Source organism: Bacillus salacetis (genome assembly GCF_049177075.1).
GTDB classification, from domain to species: domain Bacteria; phylum Bacillota; class Bacilli; order Bacillales; family Bacillaceae_B; genus Rossellomorea; species Rossellomorea salacetis_A.
On the sequence record NZ_CP185377.1, the window covers coordinates 4,257,144 to 4,272,973 of the forward strand.

At 45.5% G+C, this 15,830-nt stretch carries 13 protein-coding genes; 1 reads left to right on the forward strand and 12 read right to left on the reverse strand.

Annotated elements, in window-relative coordinates; genetic code table 11:
* Window positions 1–59: 59 nt before the first annotated feature.
* The 6 genes from rho to ACOJQI_RS21940 all read right to left on the reverse strand — a co-directional run bounded on the left by rho (window position 60) and on the right by ACOJQI_RS21940 (window position 6,465).
* The gene (gene rho, locus ACOJQI_RS21915) at window positions 60–1,322 is read right to left on the reverse strand and encodes a transcription termination factor Rho (protein WP_421382113.1); all 1,263 of its coding nucleotides are present in this window, start codon (window positions 1,320–1,322) and stop codon (window positions 60–62) included.
* A 297-nt stretch (window positions 1,323–1,619) separates the two neighbouring features.
* Window positions 1,620–2,582 carry a class II fructose-bisphosphatase gene (glpX, locus tag ACOJQI_RS21920; protein ID WP_421382115.1) on the reverse strand — a complete coding sequence of 321 codons (963 nt, stop codon included), beginning with the start codon at window positions 2,580–2,582 and terminating at the stop codon, window positions 1,620–1,622.
* A gap of 119 nt (window positions 2,583–2,701) precedes the next feature.
* The gene (locus ACOJQI_RS21925) at window positions 2,702–3,991 is read right to left on the reverse strand and encodes a UDP-N-acetylglucosamine 1-carboxyvinyltransferase (protein ID WP_421382117.1); all 1,290 of its coding nucleotides are present in this window, start codon (window positions 3,989–3,991) and stop codon (window positions 2,702–2,704) included.
* A 314-nt stretch (window positions 3,992–4,305) separates the two neighbouring features.
* Window positions 4,306–4,956: a fructose-6-phosphate aldolase gene (gene fsa / locus ACOJQI_RS21930; RefSeq protein WP_421382119.1), complete on the reverse strand. Its 651-nt coding sequence runs from the start codon at window positions 4,954–4,956 to the stop codon at window positions 4,306–4,308.
* A 124-nt stretch (window positions 4,957–5,080) separates the two neighbouring features.
* Complete coding sequence (locus ACOJQI_RS21935) at window positions 5,081–5,938, reverse strand: class II fructose-bisphosphate aldolase (RefSeq protein ID WP_421382122.1); 858 nt, start codon at window positions 5,936–5,938, stop codon at window positions 5,081–5,083.
* Between the two features lie 164 nt (window positions 5,939–6,102).
* Window positions 6,103–6,465: a response regulator gene (locus ACOJQI_RS21940; protein WP_421382124.1), complete on the reverse strand. Its 363-nt coding sequence runs from the start codon at window positions 6,463–6,465 to the stop codon at window positions 6,103–6,105.
* A gap of 310 nt (window positions 6,466–6,775) precedes the next feature.
* On the opposite strand from ACOJQI_RS21940, the gene ACOJQI_RS21945 reads away from it, so the two are divergent.
* The gene (locus ACOJQI_RS21945) at window positions 6,776–7,297 is read left to right on the forward strand and encodes a DUF2529 domain-containing protein (RefSeq protein WP_421382127.1); all 522 of its coding nucleotides are present in this window, start codon (window positions 6,776–6,778) and stop codon (window positions 7,295–7,297) included.
* 60 nt (window positions 7,298–7,357) lie between these two features.
* Here ACOJQI_RS21945 and ACOJQI_RS21950 read toward each other — a convergent pair whose 3' ends face one another.
* From ACOJQI_RS21950 to ACOJQI_RS21975, 6 genes are all read right to left on the reverse strand, one after another.
* Entirely contained in the window at window positions 7,358–8,959 is a 1,602-nt protein-coding gene (locus ACOJQI_RS21950; protein ID WP_421382129.1) for a CTP synthase, read from the reverse strand.
* Between the two features lie 243 nt (window positions 8,960–9,202).
* Window positions 9,203–9,775 carry a DNA-directed RNA polymerase subunit delta gene (gene rpoE / locus ACOJQI_RS21955; protein WP_421382131.1) on the reverse strand — a complete coding sequence of 191 codons (573 nt, stop codon included), beginning with the start codon at window positions 9,773–9,775 and terminating at the stop codon, window positions 9,203–9,205.
* A gap of 262 nt (window positions 9,776–10,037) precedes the next feature.
* Complete coding sequence (locus ACOJQI_RS21960) at window positions 10,038–10,229, reverse strand: hypothetical protein (RefSeq protein WP_421382134.1); 192 nt, start codon at window positions 10,227–10,229, stop codon at window positions 10,038–10,040.
* Window positions 10,230–10,471: 242 nt separating this feature from the next.
* Complete coding sequence (gene icmF, locus ACOJQI_RS21965) at window positions 10,472–13,738, reverse strand: fused isobutyryl-CoA mutase/GTPase IcmF (RefSeq protein WP_421382136.1); 3,267 nt, start codon at window positions 13,736–13,738, stop codon at window positions 10,472–10,474.
* A gap of 20 nt (window positions 13,739–13,758) precedes the next feature.
* The gene (locus ACOJQI_RS21970; protein WP_421382138.1) at window positions 13,759–14,388 is read right to left on the reverse strand and encodes a TetR/AcrR family transcriptional regulator; all 630 of its coding nucleotides are present in this window, start codon (window positions 14,386–14,388) and stop codon (window positions 13,759–13,761) included.
* Between the two features lie 269 nt (window positions 14,389–14,657).
* Window positions 14,658–15,797: an acyl-CoA dehydrogenase gene (locus tag ACOJQI_RS21975; protein WP_421382140.1), complete on the reverse strand. Its 1,140-nt coding sequence runs from the start codon at window positions 15,795–15,797 to the stop codon at window positions 14,658–14,660.
* Window positions 15,798–15,830 lie beyond the last annotated feature (33 nt).

Genomic DNA, 15,830 nt, shown 5'->3' on the forward strand with positions numbered 1-15,830 from the left:
CCGCTTTAAAGCATTAAGAGGGACAGTCCCTCTTAGCGAGTTAAAGCGCTAAAGGAAGATTAGCGTTTGCTCTTGGATTCTTCGTGCAGGACTTCGAAGAATTCGTCGTTTGTTTTTGACTTTTTCAGCTTGCGCAGGAATTTCTCCGCGAAATCCGGTGCGTCTGACATCGCTTTGCGGATCGCCCAAAGCTTATCAAGATTCTCAGCAGGAATAAGAAGCTCTTCTTTCCTTGTTCCGGAACGGCGGATATCGATCGCAGGGAAGATCCTTCTTTCCGCAAGCGAACGGTCAAGGTGAAGTTCCATGTTTCCTGTTCCTTTGAATTCTTCATAAATAACGTCATCCATACGGGAGCCTGTATCCACAAGCGCAGTGGCAAGGACCGTCAAGCTTCCACCCTCTTCGATGTTACGCGCAGCACCGAAGAAGCGTTTTGGACGGTGGAACGCAGCCGGATCAATACCACCGGAAAGGGTCCTTCCGCTTGGCGGGATCACAAGGTTATACGCACGTGCCAAACGAGTGATACTATCCATAAGGATGATGACATCGCGTTTGTGCTCAACAAGACGCATTGCGCGTTCAAGCACCAGCTCTGCCACTTTGATGTGATTTTCAGGCACTTCATCAAAAGTCGAGCTGACAACTTCCGCTTCAACCGAACGCTCAATATCCGTTACTTCCTCAGGACGCTCATCGATTAACAGGATGATCAATTCAGCTTCTGGATTATTCGTTGTAATTGAGTTGGCAATTTCTTTTAAAAGCATGGTCTTACCGGCTTTAGGTGGTGCAACAATCAAACCACGCTGACCGAAACCAACTGGAGAGATAAGATCCATGATGCGTGTCGAGATTTTGTTCGGCGTTGTCTCCAATTTGATTTGGCGGTCCGGATATAAAGGGGTCAGCGCCGGGAAGTGGACACGTTCCTTGGATGCTTCCGGTTCCTCGCCATTGACCATCTCTACATGCAAAAGTCCGAAGTAGCGCTCATTTTCCTTTGGAGGACGCACTTTACCGGATACCTTGTCTCCATTCCGAAGATCAAAACGGCGGATTTGCGATGCAGAAATATAGATATCTTCAGCACTTGGCGAATAATTGATTGGGCGCAGGAATCCAAATCCTTCTGATTGGATGATTTCCAATACACCTTCCATAAAGAAATAACCTTCTTTTTCGGCTCTTACTTTCAAGATCGCAAAGATCAGTTCTTTTTTTGTCAATTTGCTGTAGTAGGAAATTTTGTACTCTCTCGCTAATTCATACAGCTCTTTCAATTTCATGTTTTCAAGACTTTTAATCGTTAATTCCATAATGACACCACTTTTCATTTTTTGAAATCTACCATATGGAGATCGTTATGATAGGAAGAATTGCTGGAAAATTAATTAGAAGAAATAAAGAAGCAATTTCTTGTGAAGTATTTTTTATCTGTATATGAAAATAAAACAACTACTATCTAATCATATTTTTCTGTTTAAATCAACAAAGGAATTGTAAGGGAAGGAAAAATAAATTTGGGCAGAGGAATACCCGCTCATTTCTCTCTTTATATAGGAATGTCAGCTTCAATGGAAAAGCTCCACTGAAGCTGACTTTTTATTTATATTTTACTTAATGACAAGGTTTGGTTTCTTTTGAAGGCTGTGGCGGCCGTCGATGAAACGCACAGTGCCGGACTTGGCTCTCATGACAACCGAATGAGTTAAGCCGTGGGTACCCTTCAGCTGGACACCTCGCAGAAGTTCTCCGTCTGTAACACCTGTTGCGGCGAAGATTGCGTCATCTCCCCTGACCAGGTCTTCCATACGAAGGATCTTGCTGCAATCAAGACCCATACTCTCACAGCGCTCCGCTTCTTCTTCACTTTGCGGAAGAAGCTTTCCTTGGATTTCTCCTCCAAGACACTTCAACGCAACGGCAGCCAATACGCCTTCAGGGGCTCCGCCGGATCCGAAAAGAATATCAACGCCTGTGTGATCGAATGCTGTGTTCATCGCACCGGCTACATCTCCATCATTGATCAGTTTGATTCTTGCTCCCGCTTCTCTAAGCTGGGCAATGATATGCGAATGGCGCTCACGGTTCAGCACTGTAGCGACCACGTCTTCGATGTCTTTATTCTTGGCACGAGCGACGGCTTTCAGATTATCCAGGACAGATGCATTGATATCAATCTGTCCAACCGCTTCCGGTCCCACTGCGATTTTATCCATGTACATATCCGGTGCATTCAGAAGGTTTCCATGGTCCGCAACTGCCAATACAGCAAGGGCATTCCAGCCGCCGGAAGCGACGATATTGGTACCTTCCAAAGGATCGACAGCAACGTCTACCCGAGGTCCATAGCCTGTCCCTAATTTTTCACCGATATAGAGCATTGGGGCTTCGTCCATTTCCCCTTCCCCAATCACAACGGTTCCTTTCATCGGAACCGTATCAAAAACATCTCTCATCGCAGAAGTGGCTGCATCGTCCGCCTCCATCTTCTTTCCTCTTCCCATCCAGCGGGCTGATGCAAGTGCTGCTCCTTCTGTTACGCGTACAAGTTCCATTGATAAACTTCTTTCCATCGATTTCTGCCTCCTGTATCACAAATATATTTTTATATGCGAATTGTATAACATAATAATAAATATATTGTAACACATTAAATAAAGAGTGACAGATTTATTTTTGAGATGGAAACAAATTAGGAACTTTTCAGCTGTTCAAGTTCTTCGGCTGTCATTTTTTCACGCCAGATTGTCGCGCCCAGGCCTTCCAGTTTTTCAACCAGGTTGCTGTATCCGCGGTCAATATGCTCAAGGCCTGTTACTTCTGTAACACCTTCAGCCATCAGTCCTGCTACAACCAGGGCTGCACCCGCTCTCAAGTCACTAGCCTTTACCTTTGCGCCTTGGAGCTGCACTGGCCCGTTAACGATGGCAGAACGGCCTTCAACCTTAATGTTAGCGTTCATGCGGCGAAGTTCATCAATATGCTTAAAGCGTGCAGAATAAATAGTATCTGTTACGACCGCAGACCCCTTCGCTCTCGTTAAAAGCGATGTGAACGGCTGCTGCAAGTCAGTCGGGAATCCTGGATACACAAGCGTTTTGATATCAACCGCATTCAGATTCTCGGCTTTGCCGATGAAGATTTGTTCATCGCCTGTTTCAATCGGAACACCCATTTCACGCAGCTTGGCGATCAAGGATTCCATATGAAGCGGGATGACATTATCAATCAGTACACCTTCACCTGCTGCAGCTCCGAGGATCATGAATGTACCTGCTTCAATCCGGTCCGGGATGATCGTATGGCGGCATCCGCTCAAGTTCTCGACACCATCAATACGGATGACATCCGTGCCGGCACCTTTGATTTTGGCGCCCATGTTGGTCAGCAGTGTGGCCACATCGATGATTTCCGGCTCTTTTGCTGCATTTTCTATGATTGTCTGGCCCTTTGCCCTGACAGCCGCAAGCATTATATTAATGGTTGCGCCGACACTGACGACATCCAAGTAGATGCGTGCTCCGCGGAGTTCTTCCGCTCTCAGGTAAATGGCTCCTTGTTCATTTGTTACTTCAGCACCTAACGCTTCAAAGCCTTTAATGTGCTGATCGATCGGGCGAGGCCCAAGATGGCATCCACCCGGAAGACCGATTGCCGCCTTTTTGAAACGGCCAAGCATCGCACCCATCAGGTAATAGGATGCTCTCAGTTTTTTCACTTTTCCGCTTGGCAGTGGCATGGAGATCATTTGCGAAGGATCGACTCTCATCTCTCCGTCTTCTTCAAATGAAACTTCCCCGCCGATTTCTTCTAGAAGAGATTTCAGCGTCTGTACATCTGAAATATCTGGTAAACCTTCGATTGTAACTGGAGAGTCGGCAAGAATGGTTGCCGGGATAAGGGCCACAGCGCTGTTTTTAGCTCCACTTACCTTGATTGTGCCTTTCAGTGGATAACCGCCTGCTATTTTGAGCTTTTCCATTTTAGACTCCCTTCCAAATTTCCTTGATGAATTTTCCATAAACTAAGTGACGATTTATACTGGATGTTTATAATGGTTTATTTTACCAATAAAAATAACTCTAAGAAGTATTGTCTACTAGTTTATACATAATTCGTCAAAACATGTATAGGTGAATAGATTTTTTTCGAATTTATACCTTTTATACTATTTTACTGTCGGAATTGGCTGTTATTTAATGCTGTCGATTTCCGCTCCAGGCGCTTCAATCGACAAAATAGCATCCAGTTAACTCCAAATAACTATTTCATCTAGTTATTTAGTAGAATAAAAAATTATTGCCCTGCACGCTTATTCCAGTCATCAAGGAACGCCTGGATTCCTTTGTCTGTCAGCGGGTGTTTGAACATCTGGCTGAGGACTTTGAATGGTGTTGTCGCAATATGCGCTCCTCTGAGTGCAGCATCCGTGATATGCTGAGGATGTCTGATGGACGCAGCGATGATTTCTGTTTCAATGCCGTGAATGGCAAAGATTTCAGCGATTTTTTCAATCAATTCCATGCCGTCATGGCCGATGTCATCCAATCTTCCAAGGAAAGGCGAGACATATGACGCACCCGCTCTTGCTGCAAGCAATGCCTGGTTGGCACTGAAAACAAGCGTTACATTTGTTTTAATTCCCTCTTTGGCAAATACAGAAACTGCTTTTAAACCATCGGGAGTCATCGGAACTTTGACCGTGATATTCGGATGGATTGCTGCAAGCTCGCGCCCTTCTTTGATCATGCCTTCAGCATCCAGTGCAATGACTTCACCTGAAATGGATCCCGGAACCAGGTCAGCGATTTCCTTTAATCGTTCATGAAAAGAAATCCCTTCTTCTTTTGCAACCAGTGAAGGGTTTGTTGTCACCCCTGAAAGAATACCCCATTCAAATGCCTCGCGAATTTCATCCATGTTTGCTGTATCAATAAAAAATTTCATAATCGTATCCCCTTTTTCGACTAAATTTTCAAAACAGTTAAAATGAACGGAAACCGCCTCAGATTGTAAGGCGGTTTCTATAAAAGATTATTTGATTCTGTATTAACCCGAGATGTTATTGAGATTAAGCTTGGTTGGAAGAACCAAATTCACGCATTTTGCCGATGACAGTCTGCTTGATCGCTTCACGTGCCGGTCCAAGATATTTACGTGGATCGTACACATTTGCATCCTCTGCAAGGACTTCGCGGACTTTCTTCGCAGAAGCAATTTGGTTTTCAGTGTTTACATTGATCTTAGCTGTTCCGTATGAAACCGCTCTTTGGATGTCTTTAGTAGGAATACCAGTACCGCCGTGAAGTACAAGAGGCACTCCAGTCGCCGCACCGATTTCTTCCATTTCTTTGAATCCAAGGTTTGGCTCACCTTTGTAAGGTCCGTGAACGGAACCAAGGGCAGGTGCCAATGTATCGATGCCTGTACGCTCAACAAGCTCCTGGCACTCTTTAGGATCAGCATAGATAACGCCGTCAGCGACAACGTCATCTTCCTGTCCGCCGACAACACCAAGTTCAGCTTCAACAGAAACGCCTTTAGAGTGAGCATACTCAACCACTTTGGAAGTGATTTCGATATTTTCCTCGAAAGGACCGTGAGAAGCATCGATCATAACGGAAGTGAATCCAGCATCAATCGCTTCTTTACATTTATCGTAGCTTGAACCGTGGTCAAGATGGATCGCAACTGGAACTGTGATATTGTAGTCTTCCATAAGACCTTCTACCATTTTAACAACAGTCTTGAATCCGCCCATATAACGGGCTGCACCTTCAGAAACACCAAGGATGACTGGTGATTTTTCTTCTTCGGCAGCTTGAAGGATCGCTTGAGTGAACTCAAGGTTATTTAAATTGAATTGTCCAACAGCATAGCTGTTTTCTTTTGCTTTGATAAGCATTTCTTTCATGGAAACTAAAGGCATGAAATTTTCCTCCTTTTATTGAGTCAGTATGTAAACTGTGTACCCGTTTCTCAGTGTTTGCAATTTCATCTGTATAATACCAAAAAGGTCAACATTTTACCAACTGACGGGCCTGATTTTATTAAAAGAAGTACTATTCCGTATTTTCAATTATCTGGAAAGGCTTACATCGTGGCGTATTGTTTCACTGCCTGTCTGATATCGTCAATATCAAACGGTTTGGCAAAGTGAGTGATGGCTCCCAGGTCCTTCGCTTCCTGGATCATATCCAGTTCGCCGTATGCTGTCATGATGATGACGCGGATATCGGGATCTTTTTCTTTCATTCTTTTTAAAATTTCGATACCGTCCATTCCCGGTATCTTCATATCGAGCAATACCAGATCAAGGGAATGCTTATCAACGATATCAAGGGCTTGAATTCCGTTGGCCGCCTGAAATGTGTTGTACCCTTCCTTTTGCAGTACTTCGTTCAGTAATATCCGGATACCAAATTGATCATCAACTATGAGGATTTTTTCCTTCATCCAGTCCACCTCTTCCCCTCTTATTCACATATAAAACGTGGTAAAAGCTTCCGCCGAGGGCTTCTCTTCGACCACTGATTTTGCTGTTTTTCTTACCTGCCCGAAGTATCCGGGTTTGTTCGTTGAAGAAATTGATATGTATTATGATATATTAGTCCACAAGTATACTTCAACATAAGACCTGCAAACTCCTTCTTTTTTCGATAATTTTACATCATTCGCTGTCGGTTTTATAATTTATGTGGGTATGAAATTGATATTCTTGCTGCAACTAATGACTATAACCTTTAACCAGAAAGGAGAAAGTATTTTGATCAAAATGTTCACGACTCAGCTTTCGGGCCTTTTTGGCCGGATTGGTGATAAGGAAGAGTTTTCTATAGAGGACGGAGCACGGCTTCTTGCTCAGGCGTCAGTTGGGGAGGGCCATATTTACATAAAAGGGTTCAGGGAAATGGGGAGCGTCACTCTTGAAGCTCTCTATGGCCAAGAGCCGTTGGAGAGTGCAAAAGAACTGCACAATGTCGAGGATTTGACAGAAGCTGACCGGGTATTGCTGATTTCCCGTTTTTCCAATGATGAAGATGCTGTGGCAATGGCAAAAAACCTTGTAGATAAAGGGATCGCTTTTACCGCAATATCAGGAGTGGTAAAGGATGACGGTGAGAGTCTCGCCGACCTTGCTGATATCCATATCGACACAAAACTGATCAAAGGCATGCTTCCAGGTGAGGAATTGGGTGAGCGTGTCGGCTTCCCATCCAGTATGGCCGCACTGTATATTTATTACCTTATCAAGTTTTCTCTCGAGGAAATGCTCGACGAATATTAAATTAAAAGGCAAAAAGAGCTGATCCGAATAACCGGACCAGCTCTTTTTATATTCATGCTATTACTTCGCATTCTCCAAAGCCGCGTTGATGAAATCGCGGAATAATGGCTGCGGACGAGTCGGACGGGATGTGAACTCCGGATGGAATTGTGATGCCACAAACCATGGATGATCCGCAAGCTCGATGATCTCGACCAATCTGCCGTCAGGGCTAGTACCAGAGAAGATGAAGCCTGCTGCTTCCATTTCGTCCCTGAAGTGATTGTTGAACTCATAGCGGTGGCGGTGGCGTTCGTAGACAACCTCGCCAGCATAAGCATCGTATGCTTTCGTTCCAGGGATGAGTTTACATGGATACAATCCCAGGCGAAGGGTTCCGCCAAGGTCTTCGATATCTTTTTGCTCAGGAAGCAAATCGATGATCGGATAAGGCGTTTCCGGGTTCAATTCAGCTGAGTGAGCTGTTTCGTAACCAAGCACGTGACGGGCATATTCGACTGAAGCCAGCTGCATGCCAAGGCAGATGCCAAGGAATGGAACTTTGTTCTCACGCGCATATTTCGTCACGGCAATCTTACCTTCGACTCCACGGTCACCGAAACCGCCCGGTACCAGGATACCGTCGACATCACTCATCAACTCGTCAACGTTTTGAGTATTGACCAGCTCGGAATTCAGCCATTTCACCTCTACGTCTGCATCAAAGTTATAGCCGGCATGTTTAAGGGCTTCAACTACTGAGATGTAAGCATCTTGAAGCTCGACATACTTACCGACAAGGGCAATTTTTGTTTTTTTGCTTAGGTTACGCACTCTATGAAGGAGTTCATTCCACTCCGTCATATCCGCTTCGCCGCACTCAAGCTTCAGATGCTCGCATGTCAGCTGGTCAAGCTTCTGGTCCTGAAGGGCAATCGGCACCGCATATAATGTATCTGCATCCATCGCTTCGATAACCGCACGCTGGTCGATGTCACAGAACAACGCAATTTTATCTTTCATATCCTGAGTCATCGGCATTTCCGTACGCACGACGATCACATTTGGCTGGATGCCAAGGCTTCTCAATTCTTTCACACTGTGCTGCGTCGGTTTTGTTTTCATTTCACCGGCAGCCTTGATGTACGGCACAAGTGTACAGTGGATGTACATAACATTGTCACGGCCTACATCGTTCTTGATCTGGCGGATGGCTTCAAGGAATGGCAGGGATTCGATGTCCCCAACTGTTCCTCCGATTTCCGTGATGACGATATCCGCGTTGGTTTCGCGGCCGGCACGGAAAACCCGCTCTTTGATTTCATTTGTAATATGTGGAATAACCTGAACCGTTCCGCCCAAATAGTCCCCGCGGCGTTCTTTTTTCAATACAGTTGAGTAGATTTTCCCTGTGGTCACAGAGCTGTATTTATTCAGGTTGATATCGATGAAACGTTCGTAGTGCCCTAAATCAAGGTCTGTTTCCGCGCCATCATCTGTTACGAAAACTTCCCCGTGCTGATAAGGACTCATTGTACCAGGGTCCACGTTGATATAAGGATCAAATTTTTGGGTTGTCACTTTCAACCCGCGGTTTTTTAATAATCTTCCAAGTGATGCGGCTGTAATTCCTTTACCAAGTGAGGAAACTACACCGCCTGTTACAAAAATATACTTTGTCATGCAAAGTACCCCCTTCTTCAAGTTAGTGTCTAAAAAAAGTATGTTCAGCAGGGCTGAACATTAATCTCTTATGATGAAATTAATCTAAGGACCGATCTCGATGAATCAGTATCAAAGGGGTGTAAAAAACAAAAAACGCCCCCGCTTACCGTAGTAAGGGGAGCGTTGAATTCACATTCTGATCCTTTTTTAAGGAGCCCAAATAACATACTACCTTCCTCGACAAAAGAAGTCAAGAACTGATTATTTTTCTTCTTCGTCAGCTTCCTCTTCCTCTTCATCAAGGTCTTCTTCGTCCTCGTCGTCATCGCCAAGGTCATACTCATCTTCATCAATGAGTTCATCGTCGACTTCCTCGTCATCTGAATCTGAATCGAGGTCCTCGTCATCATCAAGATCTTCGTCGTCGTCATCATCTGTAAGATCTTCTTCATCCAGATCATCCAAGTCATCAAAATCAAGATCTTCTTCATCGAAGTCTTCTTCAAGATCATCTTCGTCTTTTTTCTTAGCCTTCTTCTTACGAGGTTTGATGGTCGGAACGGTTTCTTCTTCGATTTGATCAACTGGATACCATGCTCTGATTCCCCAGCGGTTTTCGCCCAATGCGATGAAGCGGCCGTCAACGTTCAGGTCTGTGTAAAATTGGACCATGCGGGAGCGGACTTCTTCCTCGGACAATTCCATCATGTCGCCCATTTCTTTTAATAAATCACTAAAGGCCATTGCCTGCTTTCTTTCTGTAAGCAATTCATGTGCTAATTCTATGAAGGATTTCTGACGCAATTCTTCGGTCGATAATTGCTTTAAACTCATCTGACGCACTTCCTTTCTCTATTTCACATTCTATTAAAAGATGCTATTTTCAAAAGAATGATAAAAGGGCATAATTCACGAATTTGCCTAAAACCATATTATTCATTATAAACAATATGAATGGGTTTATGCTAGATTTATGCGGTTTTTCTTTTATTTTTTTCCAAGTTTGGTTACGGAAGATGAAGCGGTGGGGAAAGGATTTTATAGAGGAGAAAATAGTTAAGGGAATCGCCTTTCATGAGCTCGAACTATGAGAGCTTCACGGCAATTCCCCTTTTTGTAATTCAGCGTGGCGCTGCTTTATTGAATTTTGATATATTTCACTGAAGGCCTCGTAAAAGAAGTAGAAAGCCAGCAGCAAAAGCGGTATTGCTCCCAGAAGCTTTTGATAAAGATAAAACGATATGATGAACCCTGCCAAGATCAGGGCGTATTTAAGAATAAGTTTCACACTGTCACTCCCTGCCATGTGTCCTGCGCATCACAAAAACATTACTCTTCTCCTATTATAGATGAAAATGGTTCTACGTAATATTAAATCTATGTTAAAAAACAGGAAATTCGTTTGAAATCTCCACACTGGTACTTTAGCCCTTTAAAGCATTAAGGGGGACTGTCCCTCTTAGCACTTTAAAGGGTTAAAGAGAAAAACTGATCCAAAGGTCCAGCCTCTGGATCAGTTAACTTTAATGATTACATATTTCTTCTATACTGTCCGCCCACTTCGTACAGGGCTCTTGTGATTTGGCCGAGGCTTGCCACTTTGACGGTTTCCATCAATTCGGCGAAGATGTTTCCGTCGTTCACAGCCGCTTCTTTCAGTTTCTTAAGGGCTTCTTCTGTGCTGTCCTCATTGCGGCCCTGGAAGCTGCGAAGGTTCGTGATTTGCGTTTCTTTTTCTTCTTTTGTCGCACGTGCGAGTTCCATGCTGTCCATTTGTTCCTCGGATGGCGGATTCGGGTTCAAGTATGTGTTCACCCCGACAATCGGAAGCTCGCCGTTGTGTTTCTTCATTTCATAGTACATGGATTCTTCCTGGATCTTGCCGCGCTGATACTGTGTTTCCATCGCACCCAACACGCCGCCGCGGTCATTGATGCGGTCAAACTCTGTCAGCACCATTTCTTCCACAAGATCTGTCAATTCTTCCACGATAAAAGAACCTTGAAGCGGGTTCTCATTTTTCGATAACCCGTGCTCTTTTGTAATGATCATCTGGATTGCCATCGCTCTGCGGACTGATTCTTCCGTAGGAGTTGTAATCGCTTCGTCATACGCATTGGTATGAAGGGAGTTACAGTTATCCTGCAGCGCCATCAATGCCTGCAATGTCGTACGGATGTCGTTAAAGTCGATTTCCTGCGCATGCAGAGAACGCCCGGAAGTCTGGATGTGATACTTCAGCTTCTGGCTCCGCTCGTTCGCGCCGTATTTATCTCTCATGACTGTCGCCCAGATACGGCGGGCAACACGGCCGATCACCGTATACTCCGGATCAAGTCCGTTTGAGAAGAAGAATGAAAGATTCGGTGCAAAGTCATTGATATCCATGCCCCTGCTCAAGTAGTACTCGACATAAGTAAAGCCGTTGGCAAGCGTGAAGGCCAGCTGGGAAATCGGGTTCGCTCCCGCTTCGGCGATATGGTAGCCCGAAATAGATACAGAGTAATAGTTTCTCACTTTGTGATCAATGAAGTACTGCTGGATATCCCCCATCATTCTCAAAGCAAATTCTGTTGAGAAGATACACGTGTTCTGTCCTTGATCTTCTTTTAAAATATCTGCCTGAACTGTACCGCGAACGACGTTCAGAGTAGCTTCTTTCACTTCAGTAAACTCTTCCAGGTTGAGCGTTCTGCCAAGCTCTTCTTCTTTCTTTTTCACCTGCTGGTCAATGGCTGTATTCATGAACATTGCCAGGATGATCGGCGCAGGTCCGTTGATCGTCATGGAAACTGATGTTGAAGGGGCACACAGGTCAAATCCTGCATATAACTTCTTCATGTCATCCAGTGTACAGATGCTGACACCGCTCTCTCCGACTTTTCCATAGATATCAGGACGATGGTCCGGGTCCTCGCCATACAGAGTTACAGAGTCAAATGCCGTACTCAAGCGTTTCGCATCATCATCTTTGGACAGGTAATGGAATCGGCGGTTCGTTCTTTCCGGTGTCCCTTCACCTGCGAATTGTCTCTTCGGATCTTCTCCTTTGCGTTTGAACGGAAATACACCGGCTGTATAAGGGAAAGCCCCTGGTACATTTTCTCTATATACCCATCCAAGGATTTCTCCGAAGTCTTTATATTTCGGCAGCGCCACTTTCGGGATATCCAGACCTGAAAGGCTCTTCGTTTTCAGTTCTGTAATGATTTCTTTATCCCTGATTTTCGTGATGTACTGGTCTGCGCCGTATTTCTCTTTGAACTCTTCCCATCCGTCAAGGATCTTCTTGGATTCCGGAGTCAGCTTTTCTTCTACATTCTTTTTCAGGCTTTCAAGCGAAGTCAGCACTTCCTCATTCGCTTCCTGCTCCTTCACCGCTTCGATCGCCCCTTGAAGCTGGAACAACTTGCGGGCAAGGCGTGCCTGCTCTCCCGCTTTTTTATGATAATTCCTCACCGTCTCAGAGATTTCTCTCAAGTAGTAGCGGCGGTCATTCGGAATGATGACATTCTGCTTTTCAACATCCACATCTTTTGAAAAAGAAGTAGACCATTCCATGTCCAATTTACTGTTGATTTTATCAACGAGTGCCGCAAACAATGCGTTGGTGCCCGGATCGTTGAATTGGCTTGCGATCGTTCCGTACACAGGCATTGCATCCAGATCTTTATCGAACAGCATATGGCTGCGCTGATACTGCTTCTGCACCTGGCGTCTGGCATCTTCGGAACCTTTACGCTCAAACTTGTTGATGACAATAAGATCTGCGTAATCGATCATATCGATTTTTTCGAGCTGGGAAGGCGCACCGAATTCGCTTGTCATGACATACATGGATAGGTCACAGATTTCCGCGATTTCCGCATCCCCCTGGCCGATACCGGATGTTTCAACGATGACCAGGTCATAGCCTGCAGCTTTAACCACATTGATGGAATCCTGGATGGCAAGGGAAAGCTCCGTCTTCGATCCGCGTGTCGCCAAACTTCTCATGAACACACGGTTATTGAAGATGGCATTCATGCGGATACGGTCACCCAGAAGGGCTCCGCCTGTTTTTTGTTTCGTCGGGTCGATGGACAGGATGGCCACTTTTTTCTCAGGAATTTCATTTAAGAAACGGCGGATCAATTCGTCCGTCAGTGAACTTTTTCCGGCTCCTCCCGTACCTGTGATTCCCAGGACAGGAACCGTTTTGGCCATCGATTTCACTTCCGTCAACACCGATTGGGCCGTTGCAGCTGCTTCTTCATTGGAATTGATTTGATATTCAGCAAGGGAAATCAGTTTGGAAACGGTGTTGATGTCACCTTCCTGCAGTTTATCAAGCTGCTCGCCTACTGAAGAAGTGACGGTAGGAAAGTCACATTCCTCGATCATTTTATTGATCATCCCTTGAAGGCCATGAGTGCGTCCGTCTTCAGGTGAGAAGATCCGGGCAATCCCATAATTATGGAGCTCTTTGATTTCACGAGGGATGATGACCCCGCCCCCGCCGCCATAGATGCGGATATGGGAAGCTCCTCTTTCTTGTAAAAGGTCGTACATGTATTTGAAGTATTCAACGTGACCGCCCTGATAAGAGGAAATCGCGATTCCCTGAACATCTTCCTGGATGGCCGCATTGACCACTTCTTCAACGGAACGGTTATGGCCAAGGTGAATGACCTCTGCCCCGCTCGCCTGAATGATTCTTCTCATGATATTGATGGAAGCGTCATGTCCGTCGAACAAGCTTGATGCTGTCACGAAGCGGACGTGATGCTTTGGTTTATAAATTTCAACCGTGCTCATATTTCTCCCCCTGTTCGTATTTAATCTAAGAATCCGTTGATGCCTGAAAAAAGCAGATCTGTCTGCAGTTCAATGTATTGTTCCAATGTATATTTTTTCTGAAGTGCCCAGCGGCGGAATCCCCACATCTGCCCCTGGACGAAGATATTTTGAGCAAGCAGGTGAATCCTGTTTTCGTCGAGCTTCAATTCGCCATTTTCGCAACATCTGTTGATTAATGTTTCAAACATCCCGACCATCTCGAGTTCTTTTTGCAGCACATACGGAAGGGCATCCTTTGATAGCGACTTGGCTTCCTGATACATGACCAGAACCTCATCCTGCAGGTTATCCATGACCCGGAAATAGTGGTCGATGCCCAGTTTCAGGCTGACCAGCGTCCCCTGTTCCGTGTCCATGGCTTGGAGCTGCGAGCGAACTTGTTCATAGATGCTGTCGCATACGAGGTACAAAACGTCTTCTTTTGTTCTGATATATTCATACAGCGTTCCGATGCTGAAACCGGCTGCTTTGGCAATCTCTCTAGTCGTCGTCCGATGAAACCCCTTTTGCTTGAAGAGAGAGACAGCTCCGCTGACCATTTCATCCCGGCGCTTTTCGACAAGCCTTTCATCTTTGACAGAAGCATGGACTTCTCTCTTTTTATTCACTTTAACCGACCGCCTTTTTTGACCACCTTTTCTCCCTTGTGTAAAACTTCCCCTTTGTTGCTTTTGTGATGAGTGGTTGATTTCCGCTCCAGATGCTCGACTCCGCGGGGCGGGCGGTGAGCCTCCTCGGCTTCGCCTTGCGGGGTCTCACCTGTCCCGCTAATCCTGCAGGAGGTCGCGCACCTTCCGCTCCAATCAACTCTTTGAACTAAAGTAATTTTTTCTATAAGAAGGTCTTAAAACTCCTTGCATTTATCTTTTGTAATACCTTACTTCGTCACCATACGAGAGATGACCAGGCGCTGGATTTCTTGTGTTCCTTCGTAGATCTGTGTGATTTTCGCGTCGCGCATGTAGCGCTCTACTGGATAGTCTTTTGTATAGCCGTAGCCTCCGAAGATCTGGACTGCTTCTGTTGTCACTTTCATTGCTGTGTCACCGGCCATCAGCTTGGACATTGCCGATTCTTTACCGTAAGGAAGGCCTTCTGATTCAAGCCATGCCGCCTGGTAAGTCAGCAAGCGGGAAGCTTCGATGCTTGTTGCCATGTCGGCAAGTTTGAAGGAAATCCCTTGGTTTGCCGCAATCGGCTTGCCGAATTGTTCACGCTCTTTAGCGTAGCCAATGGAGGCATCCAATGCACCCTGTGCAATTCCGACTGCCTGTGCGGCGATACCGTTACGGCCGCCATCAAGTGTCATCATCGCGATCTTGAAGCCTTCTCCTTCTTTACCGAGCATGTTTTCTTTTGGTACGCGGCAGTTATCAAAAACGATTTCCGTTGTTGGTGATGAACGGATGCCGAGTTTCTTTTCTTTCTTGCCGACTGAGAAGCCTTCAAAGCCGCTTTCAACGATGAATGCCGTTGTCCCTCTTTGTCTTTGGGATGGATCTGTCAAAGCAAATACGACATAGATATCAGCGATTCCGCCGTTCGTGATGAAGATTTTGGAACCATTCAGTACATAGTGATCGCCGTCAAGCTTGGCAGTAGTCTTCATTCCGCCTGCATCCGATCCGGAAGCCGGTTCTGTCAAACCGTATCCGCCGATTTTCTCCCCTTGCGCCATCGGCTTAAGGTATTTCTGTTTTTGTTCTTCGTTACCGAATTTGAAGATCGGCCAGCCAGCCAATGAAGTGTGGGCTGATAACGTTACACCAGTCGAGGCACACACTCTGGATAGTTCTTCTACTGCGATACAGTAAGCAAGGTAGTCACTGCCGATTCCGCCGTACTCTTCCGGCCAAGGAATCCCTGTCAGGCCAAGCTCTGCCATCTTATCGAAAAGCTCACGGTCAAAGCGCTCTTCCTCATCGCGCTCTGCAGCTGTCGGTTCCACTTCGTTCTTCGCGAAGTCGCGGACCATTTTACGGATCATTTCATGTTCTTCTGATAGTTTAAAATTCATTTCTCTTCCCCCGTTTGTCTGTTTAATAGGATG

What these genes read in the sequence shown, in the direction of transcription:
- rho (WP_421382113.1), bottom strand. Translation starts at nt 1,322, where the DNA reads ATGGAATTAACGATTAAAAGTCTTGAAAACATGAAATTGAAAGAGCTG.
- glpX (WP_421382115.1), bottom strand. Translation starts at nt 2,582, where the DNA reads ATGGAAAGAAGTTTATCAATGGAACTTGTACGCGTAACAGAAGGAGCA.
- ACOJQI_RS21925 (WP_421382117.1), bottom strand. Translation starts at nt 3,991, where the DNA reads ATGGAAAAGCTCAAAATAGCAGGCGGTTATCCACTGAAAGGCACAATC.
- fsa (WP_421382119.1), bottom strand. Translation starts at nt 4,956, where the DNA reads ATGAAATTTTTTATTGATACAGCAAACATGGATGAAATTCGCGAGGCA.
- ACOJQI_RS21935 (WP_421382122.1), bottom strand. Translation starts at nt 5,938, where the DNA reads ATGCCTTTAGTTTCCATGAAAGAAATGCTTATCAAAGCAAAAGAAAAC.
- ACOJQI_RS21940 (WP_421382124.1), bottom strand. Translation starts at nt 6,465, where the DNA reads ATGAAGGAAAAAATCCTCATAGTTGATGATCAATTTGGTATCCGGATA.
- ACOJQI_RS21950 (WP_421382129.1), bottom strand. Translation starts at nt 8,959, where the DNA reads ATGACAAAGTATATTTTTGTAACAGGCGGTGTAGTTTCCTCACTTGGT.
- rpoE (WP_421382131.1), bottom strand. Translation starts at nt 9,775, where the DNA reads ATGAGTTTAAAGCAATTATCGACCGAAGAATTGCGTCAGAAATCCTTC.
- icmF (WP_421382136.1), bottom strand. Translation starts at nt 13,738, where the DNA reads ATGAGCACGGTTGAAATTTATAAACCAAAGCATCACGTCCGCTTCGTG.
- ACOJQI_RS21975 (WP_421382140.1), bottom strand. Translation starts at nt 15,797, where the DNA reads ATGAATTTTAAACTATCAGAAGAACATGAAATGATCCGTAAAATGGTC.